Raw genomic sequence first — 15,704 nt, forward strand, 5'->3', positions numbered from 1 at the left:
TGAATACGGTGCTTAGAAGGTCACGCCGACGCTGAGCGCCAGGAAGTCGCGATCGTCCACGGTGCTGAAATCGCCACCAAAGAAGTTGGTGTAAGCCAGGCTCGCGTTGTAGGTGTTCTGGTATTCGGCATCCAGGCCGAGGCTGACGGCCTTGCGGCCTTCCTCGAAGTTGCCGCCAGGGCCTGGCGAGTAGCCTTTGACGTCATGGGACCAGGCCACGTTGGGCTTGAGGTTCACGCCGGCGAAGACGTCCGGGTATTCCCAGATGGCGCGGGCGCGGTAGCCCCAGGAGGTGGCGGTGGTGAAGCCGTCGTTGTTGCAGTTGCTGTTCACGTTGCCGGCAGTCTGTCCGCCGCCTGCGGCAGTCGAGGCGTTGAGCGCTTCGCAGGTGCCGTTTGGCAGCTGACCCGGACCGAACACGGGATCACGACCGTATCGGGCTTCAGATTTGCTTTCCAGGCCACCCACATGCGTCACGCCAATTTCACCCACCAGGGTCAAACGACTGGCGCCCATGACCTGATCAAGAAAGTGGGTAAAAGTAGTCTGGAATTGAGTGATCTCTTTGCGACGATAGCCATGCAGATCCTGGCCTGGCACGCCTGTGAGCACCGAGGCGTTAGCCAATGGCCCTCCTATTGGTCGAACACCAGCGAAAAGAATGTCAGTGGTGCTCAATTGTACCGGGGCATTCGGGCGATAGCTTAGTTCACCGCTCCACGCCGTGCCGGTAGGCAGGGTTGTAGAGAAACTCAGGCCGTACAGACGGATATCTTCCGGGTATTCAACGAAGTAATTGGAGTTCCCTGCAACGATCAGGGGACGTAGCGCTGCCAATGGTCCCAGCGGAGTCGTATAGAACTGTGAAGGCGCCCCCGTAGCACTGAAGATCGGTGCCCGGCTGTGGTAGTTCATGAAGTAGGCACCAAACTCGGTGTCCAGTGGTTCGAACATATACTTCATGGACGCGCCCCATTGGCCGCTGTCACGAGCGTCACGATCAGGACCACGGCGGACCAGGACGCCCTCTTCGTTGACATCCACGCCGAATGCACCCAGTGCCGGCAAGGCAGCACCAGGAATCATGGAACGCTTGTTCAGCACCCGCAGATTATCCGTACAACCATCGGCAATCACATCCGGCTGGGAAAAGAACGTCCCGCAGTTATCGACAACCGTCTGGTCCCATTCCAACTGATAGAACGCCTCGGCCGACAGGTTATCGGTCAAGCTCTGGGACACGTAGAACATGTTGACCGGGATCAGGCCTTCCTTGATCTCGGCGCCGGGACGGCGGAACGCGGACACGTCGACCGGGTTGATGGAGTTGATGCCACCCTGGATGAAGGTACTTTCACCCCAACTGACCACCTGCTTGCCCAGGCGCACCGAGCCCGGCTGATCGGCAATGGCGTAGTTGTGGTAGACGAACGCATCGAGAATCTGCCCGCCGGAGGACTTGGCGCCTTCCTTGCGGTTGTTGTCGCTGATGTCCTTGTACAGACGATTCTCGTCCTTGAGTTCGAAGTCGTACCAATACTTGCCCCGCACAAACACACCGGTATCGCCGTACTTCAACTCCAGGTCATGAATGCCCTTGAAGATCTTCGAGAAGGTTTCCCCGCGCTTGAAGTTCAAGTGACCGTCATCGGAGGTCTGGGACAGGCCCCTGCCACCGTTGTTGACGCCGATCAGGTCCTTGTTGGCATTGGCCGTTGACCAGCTCGCCCCCACCGACAGGGACGAATCGAACTGGCCCTCGATTTCACCGATGTTGAAACTGACGCCGAATGCAGGCCCGGCGAGCGAAGAGGCGAGACTGACCGCCAGAGGCAATTTTGCCCGGCGCCAGAACGTGTTTGCAGAGGTCATTCGACGCTACTCCATGTTCTTTATTGTTATGGCAGGGGGGTATTTTCAAGGAACGTCTTCGACGGCCAGCGGCAGGGTTGCGGCACTCATTCAAAGTCGCATCGCCCGTTCGTGCAGGTGCCCTATTCTTGAAAATCCTTGAGCGGACTATAGCCAGCAGGTAGTACGGCTTGATCCCTCTAAAGTGTGATTTGCAGCCCCCGACCACTCTGGAACAGTCCTTTGCCAGGCCGACACCTGTCGGCACGGCAAGGATGGCTGAAATTTGCGGTTTGACAAGGCAAGCGCTTGCTCGGTGGGGCTGCCGCGCCCTTTCGGGCACGGCAGGCTCACCTCAAAGCGTGGACAGGAAGGCGCTGTTGTTGCTCTGCCATTCGGCGATGTCGACGCGGATGCGTTTCTTGTCGAGCTTGCCGACGCTGGTCTTGGGAATTTCCGTAACAAGGGCGATCTGGCTCGGGATTGCCCACTTGCTCAGGTGCCCCTGTTCGACAAAAGGCTTGAGGTGTTCCTTGAGCTCGCGAGCCCCAATCTGTTGCCCGTCGTGAATCACCAGCAAGGCAAACGGGCGCTCACCCCACTGCGGATCGGGAACACCCACCACTGCTACTTCGCGTACCGCCACGTGACGGCTGATGAGGTCTTCCAGGTCCAGGGACGAGATCCATTCGCCCCCCGTCTTGATCACGTCCTTGATGCGGTCGCGGATATCGATGAAGCCCATGCTGTCCAGCGTGGCGACATCGCCGGTGTGCAACCAGCCGCCAGCCCAGAGCTCGGCGCCCTTCTGCGGTTCGTTGAAATAGCCTTCGGTGAGCCAGGGCGCGCGCAGCACCAGTTCGCCCTGGGTCTCGCCATCGGCAGGCAGGAACCGGCCTTCGGCGTCGACGATCGCCGCTTCCACCAGGGGGCCCGGCACACCGGCCTTGATCCGGTAGCTGATGCGTTCGTCTTCGCTGCCGGCCATCAATTCCTCGTTGATGTGGGCGCAGGACACCAGCGGGCCGGTTTCCGACATGCCATAGGCGGCGGTAAGCTGGATCCCCCTGGCCTTGGCGGCTTCGTACAGGCTGCGATTCAGGGCGCTACCGCCGATGACGATTTTCCAGCCGCCGAAATCGGTACCTTGGGCGCCCTTGGCGTTGAGCACCATCTGCAGGATGGTCGGCACGCAATGGGAAAAGGTGACCTTCTCCTTGCGCCACAACTGGACCAGGAGCTCGGGGTCGTAGCGGCCCGGATAGACCTGCTTGAGGCCGAGCATGGTAGCGACGTACGGCAGGCCCCAGGCATGGACATGGAACATCGGCGTGATCGGCATGTACACGTCGTTGGTGCCCAGCAATCGCACGCTGTCGATGGCACCCATGATGGTCGCCTCGCCCAGAGAGTGCAGCACCAGTTGCCGGTGGGTGAAGTAGACACCCTTGGGATTACCCGTAGTGCCGGTGGTGTAGAAGGTCGTGGCGACGGAGTTCTCGTCGAAATCCTGGAAGTCGTAGACGGGGCTGGCGGCCGCCAGCAACTGCTCGTATTCGCCCACCAGGTTGGGCAGATCGGCGGTTTTTTCCGGCAGGTCAGTGAGCAGCAGGGTCTTGTCCACCGTGGTCAGATGCCCGGCAATGGCCTGGTACAACCCGACGAACTCGCTGTTGACCAGCACGAAGCGGTCCTCGGCGTGGTTCATGGTGTAGACGATCTGTTCCGGCGACAACCGCACATTGATGGTGTGGATCACTGCGCCGATCATCGGGATCGCGAACATACATTCCAGGTAACGATGGCTGTCCCAGTCCATCACCGCCACGGTGTCGCCCGCCTTGACCCCGGCCTCGGTCAGCACGTTGGCCAACCGCGCCACCCGCTCGATCAGCGTCGGATAGCTGTAGCGCAACTGGTCACGGTAGACGATCTCGCGGGTTTTCTCGTAACGCACACCGGACATCAGCAGCCGCTTGATCAGCAGTGGATATTGATAAGCGCCTTCGGCGGGAGGAATAACGCGAGTCTGCAACATAAGAATCCTTTTCTGACTGCATGGTCGTAACTGGAAGTAAGCACTCTAGAGGGCTTATACACGGTTCAAATCAGCCAAAGGAATGATTTGATCAGCCAGCAAAATACTGGCCCAGAGCCATCCATCCACCCATCCCGGATACTTTGAATCTACAATCCCGCCGGGACTGCCGCTGCCAGAAGCCAAGCTGCAGAAGTCAAGAAGATCGCAACTTTCTGCAGTGGTGGCACTAAAGAGGGGTCGATCCAGTCAATGCGCCTCGGTAAATGCCAGCTTCACACCGATAGCAACCAGTACCGCCCCCATGGTCCGATCGAACCAGTGGCCCATGCGGGCGAAACCGGCGCGCACCCGCTGCTGGCTGAACAGCATGGCCACCAGACAGAACCAGGCGGCCGTTGCGACCGCCAGGTACACACCGTAACCGGCCTGGATCGCCAGCGGCGTATGAGGGTTGATCACGACGGTGAACAGCGACAGGAAGAACAAGGTCGCCTTGGGATTCAGGCCATTGGTGACGAAACCCGAAGTGAATGCGCCGCGGGCGGTCCGTTCACCAGCCTCCTTGTGCAGACTCTCCTCGCTCGGCCTGGCCGGTTGCGCCCGCAGCGCCTTGAAGCCGATGTACAGCAGGTACGCGGCGGCGGCCCATTTCAGCGCGTTGAACAACACGATGGACTGCGACACGATCAGGCCGATGCCCAATAACGAATACCCTACATGCAGGAAAATCGCCGTGCCGACGCCCAGCGCCGTCCAGGTCCCGGCGCGGCGGCCATGGGTCACGCTTTCGCGCACCACCACGGCAAAATCCGGCCCGGGACTGGCAACCGCCAGGAGGTGGATCAGGGCGACCGTGAGGAATTCGGTGAGGTACATGGCGGGCTCCTTGACTCAATTTCGAACGGACATCGACTTCTGTGGCGAGGGGATAAATCCCCTCGCCACAGGGCCGCAGTTCATCTGATAGGCTCGCCACCTTACGCCTTCGGTTCCAGACAGAAAAGGTACAGCTGATGACAAATACCGGCCGCGCAGTTTTCCTCGACCACCCTTCCCTGGATCTTGGCGACCTGGACCTGGAGCCGCTGCGCCACTGCTTCAGTGAGTTGCAACTGTTTGCCCGCACCACACCGGACCAGGTAATCGAACGACTCAAGGGCGCCAGCGTGGCGATTACCAATAAAGTCGTGATCGATGCCGCCGCCATGGCCGCCAGCCCCGAATTGAAGTTGATCCTGATCAGCGCCACCGGCACCAACAACGTCGACCTCACGGCCGCTCGCCATCACGGCATTACGGTGTGCAACTGCCAGGGCTACGGTACGCCATCGGTCGCCCAGCACACGATCATGCTATTGCTGAACCTCGCGACGCGGCTGGCCGATTATCAGAAGGCGGTGAGCGACGGGCGTTGGCAACAGGCTTCACAGTTCTGCCTGCTGGACTTTCCTATCGTCGAACTGCAAGGCAAGACCCTGGGCCTGCTGGGTCACGGCGAACTGGGCAGTGCCGTCGGGCGGCTGGCGGAGGCCTTCGGCATGCGCGTGCTGCTGGGGCAGATCCCCGGACGCCCTGCTCGCCCTGACCGCTTGCCGCTGGATCAGCTGTTGTCGCAAGTCGATGCACTGACCCTGCACTGCCCCCTCAATGAGCACACCCGCCACTTCATCGGCGTGCGGGAACTGGCGCTGCTCAAGCCCGGCGCTTTCGTGGTCAACACCGCCCGTGGCGGCCTGATCGATGAACAGGCTCTGGCTGACGCCCTGCGCAACGGTCACCTGGGTGGCGCGGCGACCGATGTGCTGAGCGTGGAGCCGCCAACCCAGGGCAATCCGCTGCTGGCCGGTGATATTCCCCGCCTGATCATCACGCCGCACAACGCCTGGGGCAGCCGCGAGGCGCGACAACGGATCGTTGGCCAATTGACGGAAAACGCCCAAGGCTTTTTCAGCGGTACAGCGCGACGAGTCGTCAATTGATAAACTGCCGCACTTTTTTTCAAGGAGCAGACCATGGATCCGCGCAGTGAAGTACTGCTTCGTCAGCCTGAACTATTCCAGGGCTCGGTCCTGCTGGCTGGCCTGCCCGCCGACGACCTGCTCGGCCGCTTGCCCGACGCCCATGGCTGGTGCTGGCATGCCGGCGATCAGGCCGCACTGGACGCCCGCTTCCCCGAGCGCAGCCACTTTGGCGTAGACGTCCCCTCCCGAGGGTTCGACAGCGCGGTGGTGTTCCTGCCCAAGGCCAAAGACCTGACGGACTACATCCTCAATGCCGTGGCCTCGCGCCTGGGTGGTCGTGAAGTGTTCCTGGTGGGGGAAAAGCGCAGCGGCATCGAAGGTGCTTCCAAGCAGCTCAACCCGTTCGGTAAACCGCGCAAGCTCGACAGCGCACGGCATTGTCAACTGTGGCAGGTCACCGTCGCCAACGTTCCAGAGGCCAAGCCCCTGGAAAGCCTGGCCCAGACCTACGAGCTGCCCCTGGAGGAAGGTCCCCTGAAGGTCATCAGCCTGCCGGGGGTGTTCAGCCACGGTCGCCTGGATCGCGGCAGCGCACTGCTGCTCGAACACCTGGACAAATTGCCCAGCGGCCACCTGCTGGACTTCGGCTGCGGTGCCGGTGTACTCGGGGCGGCCGTCAAGCGTCGCTATCCCCACAACACCGTCACCTTGCTGGATGTGGACGCTTTCGCTGCGGCCAGCAGTCGTCTGACCCTGGCTGCCAACGGCCTCGAGGCCGACGTGCTGACCGGTGATGGCATCGATGCCGCGCCGATGGGCCTGAATGCGATCCTGAGCAATCCGCCGTTCCACGTCGGCGTCCACACCGATTACTACGCGACGGAAAACCTGCTGCGAAAAGCGGCCAAACATCTGAAGAACGGTGGGGAATTGCGCTTGGTTGCGAACAGTTTCCTCAAGTACCAACCGCTGATCGAAGAGCATCTGGGCATATGCACCATCAAGGCCGAGGGCCAGGGTTTTCGCATCTACCGGGCCAAGCGCGGTTGAAACCTTTTTAAGACACAGCACTTGCCCAATCGGATTTGCCTAGGCAGAATCCGCTCCGTCCTAGGGGAGTAGTCTCCCGCGAGCACCCTGCTCGCCCGGCATACGTCAACATACTTGGTCAGCAGACCATGGCGTATGCGGCCCAAGCGTCCGGAACCGGTCGCAGGGTTTGACAAGACCTATGACACGCACACCTTACCCGGGGCGGGGAGGTTGTACGTGTCATAGCCGTGTCGACCCGCCCCTCTAGGAATCACCTGATGCTGGACTCTTTCCTCGTACCTACTACCATCGTTGCGCTGGCCGAAATCGGCGACAAGACCCAATTGCTCGCGCTCGTCCTTGCGGCTCGCTTTCGCAAACCCTGGCCGATCATCGCCGGCATTGTCGCCGCGACCCTGGCCAACCATGCGGCAGCCGGAGCCGTGGGGGCCTGGGTGGGCAGTATTTTCTCGGATGCGGTGTTGCACTGGATCCTGGCAGCGAGCTTCGCCGCCACGGCGCTGTGGACCCTGGTTCCCGACAAACTGGACGACGAAGAAGCCAGCACCGCGCGCAAGTTCGGCCCCTTCCTGACCACGCTGATTGCATTCTTCCTGGCGGAAATCGGCGACAAGACCCAGATCGCCACCGTGATGCTCGCCGCGCAGTACCCGGAATTGTGGCTGGTGATCATCGGCACCACCGTGGGCATGCTGATTGCCAACGTGCCGGTGGTACTGGCCGGCAATTTCGCCGCCGACAAACTGCCTCTCACCCTGATCCGCCGCCTGGCCGCCTCGGCATTCTTCATCCTGGCGATTGTGGCGGTGTACAAGGCAATGCAGAGCAGTGGATGGGTTTGATCAGGTAGGCAAGTAATACCGTGTCATCGTTCATCGCGAGCAGGCTCGCTCCCACAGGGGATATGCAGTGCCCACATTTTTTGTGAGCACCGCGCCCAATGTGGGAGCGAGCCTGCTCGCGATGAGGCCAGTCACCTCACCGCATAAGATCGGTTATTTCTTGGCTTGCTGGTAAAGCGGCATCACCTTCGGAATCGCAGCCTGCAACGAAGCGATCCGGCTGCTCGACGCAGGGTGAGTGCTCATGAACTCTGGCGGTGCGCCTTCCGAGGCCTTGCTCATTTTGTTCCACAAGGTGATGGCGGCGTTCGGGTTATAGCCGGCGCGGGCAGCCAGTTCGAGGCCGATCAGGTCGGCTTCGTTCTCGTTGGCACGGCTGTTGGGCAAGGTCATGCCGTAGTTGGCCACAGTGTCGGCCAGGGCCAGGCTGTCCTGGCCCAGGCCGAACAAGGCACCCGCGCCCTGCTTGGCCATCTCGATGCCGTAGGCCTTGGACATCGCTTCACGGCCGTGCTCGCGCAGGGCGTGGGCGATTTCATGGCCCATGACCGCGGCGATTTCATCGTCGGTCAGCTTCAGCGAGTCGATCAACCCGGTGTAGAAAATGATCTTGCCACCTGGGCCGCAGTTGGCATTGAGCTCGTCACTCTTGATCAGGTTCACTTCCCACTTCCACTGCGCCGAGTCCGGACGGAACACCGGAGCCTGGGCAATCAGTCGGTCGGCAATCGCCTGGACGCGCCTGGCTTCGCTGCTGCTCTTGTCCAGCACACCCTGGGTGCTCGCCTCGCCTACGGTCTTCTGATAGGACTGGGCGTACATCTGGTTGACCTCATCGGTCGACAACATGCTGAACATGTACTGCTTGCGTTCCACACCCACGGCGCCGCCACTGGTGGTATTCACCGATTGGCAACCGGCAAGCAACAGGCTCGTGCCGAGTACACTCACCATCAACGTCTTGTGCATATAAAAGCTCCCTGGAAACGTGGTCGTATCCTATGCGGTGATTGGTATCGGCGCCAGATACACAACGACGTATTACAGCTATTTCAGACAGATCCCACTCCCACTCCAGTAGCGACACTCACCATTCAAGAACAGTCAGCCGACGAACAGCACCTCATGCTGCCCCCCATGAACGCCGATACAAATTCCAGACGTCATTTTCGCGTCCGGAGCTTTTATGAAATTCAAGTCGATCCAGTTTTCCGTGGCCGCCCTGGCCGGCGCCATTGTGCTCAGCGTGGTCGGTGCCCTGGTGCTATATGCGTTGTTCGCCGGGGCCCGCACCCAGGACATGGTGCAGCAACGAACCAAGGCGCAGTTCGAGCAGCTCATCGAACAACGCCTCAGCGCCCTGGCCCGTACCCAGGCCAGCCTGATCCAACGGGAACTGGAAGCCCCGCTGCAGCTCGCCAAAGGGCTTGCCACCACTAACGCGCTGATGGGCATGAAGGGCACGGACGGCAACCCACCGTTGAAGATTGCCCGCGAGCAGATGATCAGTCTGTTGCGCGAAACCGTAGTGCGTAATCCCAAGGTCCTTGGCGCTTACATCGCCTGGGAACCGAACGCCATCGACCACGATGACGCCAACTACGTGAACAGCCCCGTGGTGGGCATGGAAACCAACGGGCGTTTCCTGCCGTGGTGGTTCCGCAATCAGGACGGCACCCTGGGCCTGGAAAAACTTGCCGACGTGACCGATCAGAAGTTGCTGTCCACCGGCGTCCGCGCCAGTGAGTACTACCTGTGCTCCCAGGACAGCAGGAAAGCCTGCGTGATCGACCCGGCGCCCTACCGCGTCGGCGACACCATGACCATGCTCGCCTCGTTCATCGAGCCGATCCTCATCGATGGCAAGTTCCAGGGCATCGTCGGGGCGGACCTGTCGGTGAACTTCATCCAGGACATGCTCGTGGCCGCCGATGCCAAGCTGTACAACGGCGCCGGCGAGTTGGCGCTGCTCTCCAGCAACAACCGGTTCGTGGCATTTACGAAGGACCCGGGCAAACTCGGGGAAAAGGCCAGCGACCTGCTCGATGCCAGTGAACTGGACAACCTCGGCAAGCTCGGTACCGGCGAAGTGCGGTACGACATCGACGAGGAGCACGGGCACATCGAAGTGTATATGCCCTTCGGCATTGGCGAGACCAACGCCCGCTGGACGCTGATGCTGCAATTGCCGCTGAACGCGGTGATGGCCGACCTGCAAGCGCTGCAGAAAGACCTGAACGATCGGCGCCAGTCCGACATTTTCGGCATGGCAATGGTGGGCCTGGCGATTGCCGGTATCGGTCTGCTTGTGATCTGGCTGGTGGGCCATGGCATTGCCCGGCCGCTCAAGCAAATGGTGGCGATGCTCGATGACATCGCCCAGGGTGAAGGCGACCTGACCCGGCGCCTGGTGAGTGACCGCGCCGACGAATTGGGCGCGATTGCCAGGGGCTTCAACACTTTCCTGAGCAAGCTGCAGGGGATGATCACCCAAGTGGTGACCTCGGTGCAGAGCGTCAGCGATTCGTCGGAGCACACCGCCGACATCGCAATCCGCACCAACCAGGGCGTGCATAAGCAAATGTCGGAGATCGACCAGGTCGCCACCGCCGTGCACGAGATGACCGCCACGGCCCAGGACGTGGCCCGCAACGCGACCCAGGCCGCCCAGGCCGCCAGTCACGCCGACCAGGCCGCCAGCCAGGGCATGCAGATCGTACGGGATACGTCCACGTCCATCGGCGCCCTGGCCGTGGAAATCGGCAAGGCGGTGGGCGTGGTGCAAACCCTGGCCAAGGACAGCGAGAACATCAACGCGATTCTCACCGCCATCCGTGGCATCGCCGAACAGACCAACCTGCTGGCCCTCAACGCGGCCATCGAAGCTGCCCGGGCCGGTGAACAGGGTCGCGGATTCGCCGTGGTGGCGGATGAAGTGCGCAACCTGGCGCAGAAGACGCAGCAGGCCACGGAAGAAATCCAGTCGATGATCCAGCAATTGCAGCAGGGTACCCGGGACGTGGTACGGGTGATGGAAGACAGCCAGCACCGCACCGATGAAAGCGTGCAGCATGCGGCAAAAGCGGCTCAGGCGCTGGAAACCATCACCCAGGCGGTGTCGGTGATCAACGACATGAACACCCAGATCGCCAGCGCCGCCGAGGAACAGAGCGCCGTGGCCGATGACATCAACCGCAACGTCATCAATATCGGGCAAGTGGCGAACGAAGTGGCGGGCGGCGCGGATGAGTCCAGCGCGGCCAGTGCCGACTTGACCAAACTGGCGGAGCAGCAGCGGCGGTTGATCAATCAGTTCAGGGTCTGAACCAGAACCGCTATCGCGAGCAGGCTCGCTCCCACAGGAGGTTGCGGAAATGACCCTGTGGGAGCGAGCCTGCTCGCGATAGCGGCAGTACAAGCACAACGGAACTCAAGCCGGAGTCAGGCATTCCGGTCCGTTGAGCTTCGGGTCGTTGACCATGTTGGCCAGCACCCGCTCACGCAGTTGCGCCGGTTCGCTCGCCAGCAACCCTTGCAAGGCATGCAGCGGCGTTTCGGGATCGAGCCACAGGCGCTGGCCCTCTTCGTCCAGGATCAACGGCCTGCGCTGCCCCGCCGCCGGCTGGGTGATGACCGCCGTGCTCAGCCACACCTGTTCCTGCACGGGATACGCTTCCCAGATCGCGGCAAAACACAACGACGAACCCTCTCCCGGCGTCAGCCAGTAGGGCCGCTTGCGCGTGCCGCCGCGCCATTCGTAAAAGCCGTTGGCCGGCAGCAGGCAGCGCCGCAGGCGCAGGGCTTCACGGAACATCGGCTGCTCGGCCACGGTTTCGGCCCGGGCGTGGGCCGGGGTGCGGGACAGATCGGTCAGCCAGGGCGGCGTCAGTCCCCAACGTGCCCGGGCCAGTTCCCGCTGGCCCTCGGCACCGGCCCGCAACATCAGCACCGAATCATTGGGCGAAATATTCCATTGGGCCTTCTGGTCGGCAGGAAAGCCGGGCAAGGCCGCAAAAGCGGGATTCCAGCGAAACAGGGCATAACGTCCACACATGGGGTAACACGACTCTTGATCAAACGGTTGCCAGCCTAACAGACCAGCGTGCCGGGATAGCTCTCCGGCTCATCGCCCGGCACTGGCATCGCGGCATTGTACGCGACGATCAGTTCCCGAGCGTATTGCGCCTGCTCGTCCTCCACTACCAGCCCCAGGAGGCCCTGCATCGGCAACTCGCCAGCGCCGCCCACCAAGTCACGGCCCACCAGATGCGCGGTGATACCTTCGCTGGCGAGCATGCCTTGCAGCAGCTCGCCTTCCATAAGGCTTTCCAACTCGTAGATGCGTTGCATGGCGCGCCCCTGTCAGTCGTTTTCGGCATGGACCTCGAGATGCCACTCCTCGCCATGCACCTGCAGGATAAAGGTGATCGGCCGACAACAGACCTGACAGTCTTCGATATAGTCCTGATCCCCACCCGACAGATCCACGGTCGTCTCGACCTCTTCACCACAATACGGACAATCATAAAGAGCGGTTTCCAGCATCGCGGTCTCCCAGGTGACTTGTGCGTATAATCGCCGGTCTATTTGCAGGGCTATTTTCGTCTGGCTTATCTTCCAGGCCGTGCCCTGTCGTTTTTTTTCGATCGAACCTTTAACTTACCCTAGCCGTTTCCAACAAGAGAGCATGATGGGCGAATTCGATGCCATCCGACCTTACGACGACAGCGAAGTCCCAGCGGTGCTGGCCCGGCTGCTCGGCGACAAGGCGTTTCTAGATATCCTCACCCACTTCCGCTTCCCGCGCCTGGCCGGCGCCTTCGGCTGGATGCTCAAACCTCTTATAGCGCAAAGATTGCGCCGTGAGTTCGCCGGAGTGACATCGGTCGCCACTTTGCAGGACAAAGTGGAGTTCTACGTCGATCACACCATCGAGCGCGCCACCGATGGCGTGACCTATACCGGGGTGGAGCAGTTCAAGTCCGGCAGTGCATACCTGTTCATCGCCAACCACCGCGACATCGTGATGGACCCGGCCTTCGTCAACTATGCGGTGTATCACGCCGGCCTGCCGACCCCACGCATCGCCATTGGTGACAATCTGCTGCAAAAGCCTTTCGTCAGCGACCTGATGCGCCTGAACAAGAGCTTCATCGTGCATCGCTCCATCAGCGGACGACGGGAGAAGATGGCGGCCTACCAGTTGCTATCAGCGTATATCAACCACTCGATCCGCAACGACTGCGCCTCGATCTGGATCGCCCAGGCCGAAGGACGGGCCAAGGACGGCGACGATCGTACCGAATCGGCCATCCTCAAGATGTTCCATATGAGCCGCAAGGACGAGCCATTTGGCGAGGTCATCCAGTCGCTGAACCTCACGCCCGTGTCGATCAGCTACGAATACGACCCGTGCGACCAGGCCAAGGCCCGCGAGCTGTACATCCGCGCCACCACCGGCACCTACGCCAAGGCACCGGGCGAAGATGACGTGAGCATTGCCAAGGGCATCACCGGCTACAAGGGCCGGGTACACGTGAACTTTGCCGCACCGATCACCGAGTTGTTCGAGGACACCAAGCAATTGGCCCAGGAGATGGACCGGCAGATTCTCGGCGGTTACCGCCTGTTTCCGGTGCATTACCTGGCTTACGCCCAATGGGCCGACGCCGATCCGCAGTTGCAGGTTCCGCAGGCGGCCGAGGTATTCGGCGCCGATGAACTGGCCAAGGCCCAGGAAGAATGGCAGCGCCGGCTGGATGCGTGCCCGGCGGAACACCGGCCGTTCCTGGTACTGCAATATGCGACGCCGGTGCGTAATCAGTATCGGGTCAAAGCGGGGTTGGCGTTGTAAGACGACGCAGGGCCCTGTGGCGAGGGGATTTATCCCTGCTGGGCTGCAAAGCGGCCCTATCGCTATCGGCTCAATCTGTCTGACCCATCGGGTTGGCTGGTTTTAGGGCTGCTTTGCAGCCCAGCGGGGATAAATCCCCTCGCCACAAGAGCAACTTTGCTACAGGTCAGGTCATCTCAACCGATCTGCGTACTGATCCACGACACCAGCAACGCCAACGCCAGGCAGCCAAAACCGAACCGGTAGAAGAACCGGTTCATGCGCTGGGTCGCCAGGTCCAGCAACGCTTCGAACCGTTCTTCGCTATTGCGATTGCCTGCTTGCAGGCTCGCCCGCGCCCGCTGTTCACGGCGGCGCGTCGCATGCAGCACCCAGCCGCCAGGGCAGGCAAACAGCAGGGCAAACAGGTTGATCAGTTTGGCGGGGTGGGCAGCGAACAACGAAAGCAGATGCAGCGACATCACAAACCTCAAGGGAAAACAGGCGGGACCTTCGAACAGGCGCGGATTCTACCGAAAGCCCACCGCCCTGCCCTGTTTTTTCCGACCTGTGGGAGCAAGGCTTGCCCGCGATGAAGCTGTCGCGGTTTACCGAGGACCGAGGCGCCTTCATCGCGGGCAAGCCTTGCTCCCACAGAGCTTCGTTGCTGCGAGGCCGAGCTACGGATTAACGTTCCCCGTCACGGTTTCGTCATCTGGATAGGCCACCCTGTCGCCCTCCAAACCCGCACGGACCCCGTCATGCTTCACGCCGAAAACCAGGATCGCCTCTACCTCATCACGCCAAGCGACGAACAGCAGAACCTCGTCGGCAGCCTATCCTTCAACGTACAGGACCCCCATTGGCTGGTGTATTGCGCCCTCGGTGGCCATCAACATGCCGACCTGCCGGAGACAGACCTGCTGACGGGCATCAGTGTGCTGGAACTGTATTCACAGGCCGCCTAGGAAATCGCGCAAAAAAAACCTGTGGGAGCGAGCCTGCTCGCGATAGCGGTTTATCAGTCACATTGACTTCAAATGTGACGCCGCTATCGCGAGCAGGGCTCGCTCCCACAGGTGGGGGATCAAGCGCAGAGTTTACTCAGCCAGCACCTGACCAATGGTCGGATCCTTGAACAGACGGGTCAGGGCGTCGCTCAATACATCGCTGACCAGTTTGGTGTTGGTGTCCTGGTTGGGCGCCATGCCGAAACGCTGGTCCAGGGAAGCCCCATAACGACCGCTGTAACGACGGTTGGCGTTTTGCACGTCGGAACGGAAGGTCGCGCCGATGGTGGCTTCGGTCACGTACATGCCTTCCTTGGGCGATTGATACTTGAGTTCGGCCAGGGTAACGGTCAGTTGTGGAGCATTCATCGCATTCGCGGTAGGGGTGAAGCCCAGCAAACGCACTGCGGCTTCAGCCTGGGCCTGCAGCTTGGGCAGGATCTGCGCGCCCTGGACCGTGATGACGCTGGTTTCCGGGTAGAGCCCGCCACGGGTGCCGAGCGTCGGCGATGGACGGCCATCCACTACCCGCACCACCACCGGCTGGCCATGACCCACAGGCGCCAGCTGGGCGTTGAGCTTGGGTTCCGGGTTAAGTTGTTGCGGGCTGTGGGCGCAGCCGACAAGGGTCAGACTGGTCACAGCGATCAAACCGAACAACAGGCGTTGCAACATGCTCATCTCTCCAGAATCGGGCACTGACAGACCCGCAGTATAGCGGTGCGCCATCGCGGCGAACCAGCCGAATGAATACTGAAATTTCTGACATGTAGCGCCAGCGCCGGTTCCTGTCACTCCACTGTCACGGTCCTGACACCGGCATGTCATGGCTCGCTGTCAGGCTGTATGCAAGTCCCCCCGACACGGAAATCCGACCATGCGCCTTCTCATCTCCCTGTTCACGCCACGCCCACAGCACCGCTGCTTCGCTCTGCTCGATCGCAACGGCCACTGCCAGGCGTTCAAACAATGCAGCTTGCAGCCCATGGGCGAAGGCTGGGTGGAAATTGAAGAAGTCCGTCTCAGTTGGCTGCACCGACCTTTGCCCGCCAGCGCCCGCGTACAACCGCTTCACAGCCGCGCGCGCAGTAGCCAGTTGTTGGCCATCTGACC

16 protein-coding genes, 1 pseudogene and 1 riboswitch are annotated in these 15,704 nt (G+C 61.2%); of the genes and pseudogenes, 8 read left to right on the forward strand and 9 right to left on the reverse strand.

Translation table 11 applies throughout. The features are described from left to right. Positions 1–12 precede the first annotated feature (12 nt). The 3 genes from LOY35_RS23230 to LOY35_RS23240 form a co-directional block, all read right to left on the reverse strand. Positions 13–1,872 (reverse strand): DUF1302 domain-containing protein, encoded by a 1,860-nt coding sequence (locus LOY35_RS23230; protein WP_258627650.1) that lies wholly within the window; start codon positions 1,870–1,872, stop codon positions 13–15. A gap of 334 nt (positions 1,873–2,206) precedes the next feature. After that, positions 2,207–3,889: a fatty acid--CoA ligase gene (locus LOY35_RS23235; RefSeq protein WP_258627652.1), complete on the reverse strand. Its 1,683-nt coding sequence runs from the start codon at positions 3,887–3,889 to the stop codon at positions 2,207–2,209. Between the two features lie 249 nt (positions 3,890–4,138). Beyond that, the gene (locus tag LOY35_RS23240; RefSeq protein ID WP_258627658.1) at positions 4,139–4,768 is read right to left on the reverse strand and encodes a LysE family translocator; all 630 of its coding nucleotides are present in this window, start codon (positions 4,766–4,768) and stop codon (positions 4,139–4,141) included. Between the two features lie 137 nt (positions 4,769–4,905). Here LOY35_RS23240 and LOY35_RS23245 point away from each other — a divergent pair, with 137 nt between their 5' ends. The 3 genes from LOY35_RS23245 to LOY35_RS23255 all read left to right on the forward strand — a co-directional run bounded on the left by LOY35_RS23245 (position 4,906) and on the right by LOY35_RS23255 (position 7,748). Continuing rightward, entirely contained in the window at positions 4,906–5,871 is a 966-nt protein-coding gene (locus tag LOY35_RS23245) for a 2-hydroxyacid dehydrogenase (protein ID WP_258627659.1), read from the forward strand. Between the two features lie 33 nt (positions 5,872–5,904). Beyond that, complete coding sequence (locus tag LOY35_RS23250) at positions 5,905–6,903, forward strand: class I SAM-dependent methyltransferase (protein WP_258627661.1); 999 nt, start codon at positions 5,905–5,907, stop codon at positions 6,901–6,903. A gap of 51 nt (positions 6,904–6,954) precedes the next feature. Continuing rightward, positions 6,955–7,073, forward strand: a riboswitch (yybP-ykoY riboswitch). A gap of 90 nt (positions 7,074–7,163) precedes the next feature. Beyond that, positions 7,164–7,748: a TMEM165/GDT1 family protein gene (locus tag LOY35_RS23255; protein WP_047701379.1), complete on the forward strand. Its 585-nt coding sequence runs from the start codon at positions 7,164–7,166 to the stop codon at positions 7,746–7,748. 153 nt (positions 7,749–7,901) lie between these two features. Here LOY35_RS23255 and LOY35_RS23260 read toward each other — a convergent pair whose 3' ends face one another. After that, positions 7,902–8,717, reverse strand: coding sequence for a M48 family metallopeptidase (locus LOY35_RS23260; RefSeq protein WP_258627663.1), 816 nt, complete (start codon positions 8,715–8,717; stop codon positions 7,902–7,904). Between the two features lie 1,303 nt (positions 8,718–10,020). Here LOY35_RS23260 and LOY35_RS28685 point away from each other — a divergent pair. Beyond that, positions 10,021–10,215: pseudogene (locus LOY35_RS28685) on the forward strand (HAMP domain-containing protein); the annotation flags it as partial. A gap of 114 nt (positions 10,216–10,329) precedes the next feature. After that, positions 10,330–11,073: a methyl-accepting chemotaxis protein gene (locus LOY35_RS28690; protein WP_408981265.1), complete on the forward strand. Its 744-nt coding sequence runs from the start codon at positions 10,330–10,332 to the stop codon at positions 11,071–11,073. Between the two features lie 105 nt (positions 11,074–11,178). On the opposite strand, the gene LOY35_RS23270 is transcribed toward LOY35_RS28690, so the two are convergent. From LOY35_RS23270 to LOY35_RS23280, 3 genes are read right to left on the reverse strand one after another with little or no spacing between them, the layout of a single operon-like run. Then, positions 11,179–11,802, reverse strand: a complete 624-nt coding sequence (locus LOY35_RS23270) for an SOS response-associated peptidase (protein WP_258627666.1) — start codon at positions 11,800–11,802, stop codon at positions 11,179–11,181. Between the two features lie 35 nt (positions 11,803–11,837). Then, positions 11,838–12,098 carry a DUF2007 domain-containing protein gene (locus LOY35_RS23275; RefSeq protein WP_258627667.1) on the reverse strand — a complete coding sequence of 87 codons (261 nt, stop codon included), beginning with the start codon at positions 12,096–12,098 and terminating at the stop codon, positions 11,838–11,840. A gap of 12 nt (positions 12,099–12,110) precedes the next feature. After that, positions 12,111–12,293: a CPXCG motif-containing cysteine-rich protein gene (locus tag LOY35_RS23280; RefSeq protein ID WP_258627669.1), complete on the reverse strand. Its 183-nt coding sequence runs from the start codon at positions 12,291–12,293 to the stop codon at positions 12,111–12,113. Between the two features lie 142 nt (positions 12,294–12,435). On the opposite strand from LOY35_RS23280, the gene LOY35_RS23285 reads away from it, so the two are divergent. Continuing rightward, the gene (locus tag LOY35_RS23285; RefSeq protein ID WP_258627671.1) at positions 12,436–13,602 is read left to right on the forward strand and encodes a 1-acyl-sn-glycerol-3-phosphate acyltransferase; all 1,167 of its coding nucleotides are present in this window, start codon (positions 12,436–12,438) and stop codon (positions 13,600–13,602) included. A 176-nt stretch (positions 13,603–13,778) separates the two neighbouring features. Here the strand turns inward: LOY35_RS23285 and LOY35_RS23290 are convergent, their stop codons facing one another. Next, positions 13,779–14,063 (reverse strand): hypothetical protein, encoded by a 285-nt coding sequence (locus LOY35_RS23290; RefSeq protein ID WP_258627673.1) that lies wholly within the window; start codon positions 14,061–14,063, stop codon positions 13,779–13,781. Between the two features lie 279 nt (positions 14,064–14,342). Here LOY35_RS23290 and LOY35_RS23295 point away from each other — a divergent pair, with 279 nt between their 5' ends. Then, positions 14,343–14,549 (forward strand): hypothetical protein, encoded by a 207-nt coding sequence (locus tag LOY35_RS23295; RefSeq protein WP_041020607.1) that lies wholly within the window; start codon positions 14,343–14,345, stop codon positions 14,547–14,549. 132 nt (positions 14,550–14,681) lie between these two features. Here the strand turns inward: LOY35_RS23295 and LOY35_RS23300 are convergent, their stop codons facing one another. Next, a complete protein-coding gene (locus LOY35_RS23300) occupies positions 14,682–15,266 on the reverse strand; it encodes a YajG family lipoprotein (protein ID WP_047701387.1) in 585 nt (194 codons plus the stop codon). Positions 15,267–15,468: 202 nt separating this feature from the next. Here LOY35_RS23300 and LOY35_RS23305 point away from each other — a divergent pair, with 202 nt between their 5' ends. Further along, positions 15,469–15,702, forward strand: a complete 234-nt coding sequence (locus LOY35_RS23305; RefSeq protein ID WP_258627676.1) for a hypothetical protein — start codon at positions 15,469–15,471, stop codon at positions 15,700–15,702. The last annotated feature ends 2 nt before the right edge of the window (positions 15,703–15,704 follow it).

Source organism: Pseudomonas sp. B21-028, assembly GCF_024749045.1.
Lineage (GTDB): Bacteria > Pseudomonadota > Gammaproteobacteria > Pseudomonadales > Pseudomonadaceae > Aquipseudomonas.